Annotated in this window: 1 rRNA gene; it reads right to left on the bottom strand. The window is 44.4% G+C overall.

The annotated features are described in order from the left end of the window. Window positions 1–42: 42 nt before the first annotated feature. A 23S ribosomal RNA gene (locus tag ACSLUQ_RS20430) occupies window positions 43–2,935 on the bottom strand. Window positions 2,936–2,992: the final 57 nt, after the last annotated feature.

Here is a 2,992-nt window from a genome sequence, read left to right as displayed (position 1 = left end):
ATAGCAATAATATTTAGTATTAAAATATCTTAAGAATACTAACATTTTAAATTTTTGAATATATTAGTATTGGTCAGCTGAATGTATTACTACACTTACACTTCCAACCTATCAACCTCGTAGTCTACAAGGAATTTCATAAGGAATACTCATCTTTGAGGAAGCTTCCCGCTTAGATGCTTTCAGCGGTTATCTTTTCCGTACTTAGCTACCCAGCTGTGCCTTTGGCAAGACAACTGGAACACCAGCGGTACGTCCACTCCGGTCCTCTCGTACTAAGAGCAGCTCTCATCAATATTCCAACGCCCACATCAGATAGAGACCGAACTGTCTCACGACGTTCTGAACCCAGCTCACGTACCGCTTTAATTGGCGAACAGCCAAACCCTTGGAACCGACTCCAGCTCCAGGATGCGATGAGCCGACATCGAGGTGCCAAACCTTCCCGTCGATGTGATCTCTTGGGGAAGATTAGCCTGTTATCCCCGGGGTAGCTTTTATCCGTTGAGCGACGGCCATTCCACAATGTACCGCCGGATCACTAAGTCCTGCTTTCGCACCTGCTCGACTTGTAAGTCTTGCAGTCAACCACACTTTTACCTTTGTGCTCTGCATATGGTTTCTGACCATATTGAGTGTAGCTTTGAACGCCTCCGTTACTCTTTAGGAGGCGACCGCCCCAGTCAAACTACCCACCACGCACTGTCTCCTTCCCAGATAAGGGGAACGGGTTAGAAAATCAATTTAGCAAGGGTGGTATTTCAAGGTTGACTCCACTAGAACTAGCGTCCCAGCTTCAAAGTCTCCCACCTATCCTACACATGCTAAACCAATTTTCAATACGAAGTTATAGTAAAGCTCCACGGGGGCTTTTCGTCTTGATGCGGGTAACCAGCGTTTTCACTGGTACCATAATTTCACCGAGTCCAATGTTGAGACAGTAGGGAGATCATTGCGCCTTTCGTGCAGGTCAATAATTAGTTGACAAGGAATTTCGCTACCTTAGGACCGTTATTGTTACGGCCGCCGTTCACCCGGGCTTCACTTTAATGCTTTGCGTAAGCTAACATCTCCGTTTAACCTTCGGGCACTGGGCAGGCTTCACCCTCTATACGTCGTTTTACAACTTAGCAGAGAGCTGTGTTTTTGATAAACAGTTGCCCCCCCTATTTTCTGTGGCCTATTAAAAATAGGCGCCCCTTCTCGCGAACTTACGGGGTTATTTTGCAGAGTTCCTTAACATTGGTTTTCTCGCTCGCCTTAGAATACTCATCTTGGGAACGTGTGTTCGTTCTCGGTACAGGTTGATAAAAAATTAACACTAGAAGCTTTTCTTGGAAACATGAAATCATTCAATTCGTTACTCGACCGAAGTCTTCACTATGCATCACAACTCAAGATTATGCTATACAGATTTGCCTATATAACTCTCTTGTTGCTTACCCCACAATCCAGTAAGTGGTAGAACTATCCTTTTTCGTCACTCCATCATTCTTTTACCAAGTACAGGAATATTAACCTGTTGTCCATCGACTATGCATTTCTGCCTCATCTTAGGCCCTGACTAACCCTGGGTGGACGAACCTTGCCCAGGAAACCTTTCCCAATAGGCGTCGAAGATTCTCACTTCGAATCGTTACTCATGCCGGCATTCTCACTTTTAATCTCTCCACCAGTCCTCACGGTCTGACTTCAACGAAATTAAAACGCTCTCCTAACGCACATAATGTGCCCGTAGCTTCGGTATTGTGTTTGAGTCCCGTTACATTATTGGCGCAAGATCTCTTGACTAGTGAGCAATTACGCACTCTTTAAAAGGTGGCTGCTTCTAAGCCAACTTCCTAGTTGTTTATGAAATCTCACAACCTTTCTCACTTAACACAATTTTGGGACCTTAGCTGACGATCTGGGTTGTTTCCCTCGCGAGCGTGGACGTTATCACCCACGTTCCGACTGCATAGCTTAATTTTAATGGTATTCGGAGTTTGATTATAGTCAGTACAGCTAGATGCCGCCATTCCACATTCAGTGCTCTACCCCCATTAAACAATACTATACGCTAGCCCTAAAGCTATTTCGAAGAGAACCAGCTATCTCCAGGTTCGATTGGAATTTCACCGCTATCCACAAGTCATCCGGGCACTTTTTAGCGTACTACGGTTCGGTCCTCCACTTAGTTTTACCTAAGCTTCAACCTGCTCATGGATAGATCACCTGGTTTCGGGTATATGCCAATATACTAAAGTCGCCCTATTCAGACTCGGTTTCCCTACGGCTCCGCTTTTTTCTGCTTAACCTTGCATATTAACATAACTCGCCGGCCCATACTGCAAGATGTACGCCATCACACTTTAACGTGCTCTGACTACTTGTAAGTAAATGGTTTCAGAATCTATTTCACTCCCCTCTCGGGGTTCTTTTCACCTTTCCCTCACGGTACTAGTTCACTATCGGTGTCTGATTAGTATTTAGCCTTACCGGGTGGTCCCGGCAGATTCAGACAGGGTTTCACGTGCCCCGCCCTACTCAGGATACATCTATGAGATTTTATGATTTCGTATACAGGAATATCACCTTCTATGTTGAAGCTTTCCAACTTCTTCTACTATCATAAAATTTTGTAACTCAATGTAAGATGTCCTACAACCCCTTTTTACAGGTTTGGGCTCTTTCGCTTTCGCTCGCCACTACTGACGAAATCATTATTTATTTTCTTTTCCTGTTGCTACTAAGATGTTTCAATTCGCAACGTGTCTCGCTAATTTGACTATGGATTCATCAAAATGCAACTGAGGTTTGCTCAGTTAGGTTACCCCATTCGGAAATCTCCGTATCATAGTTTATTTCCAACTCCACGAAGCTTATCGCAGGTAATCGCGTCCTTCATCGACTTTCAGACCCAAGGCATCCACCAAATACTCTTACGCCATCACACTTTAACGTGCTCTGACTACTTGTAAGTAAATGGTTTCAGAATCTATTTCACTCCCCT

It is taken from the genome of Stappia sp. ICDLI1TA098, assembly GCF_054880955.1.
Note: the sequence above shows the minus strand (reverse complement) of the source record. Positions and strands in the feature narration are given on the sequence as shown.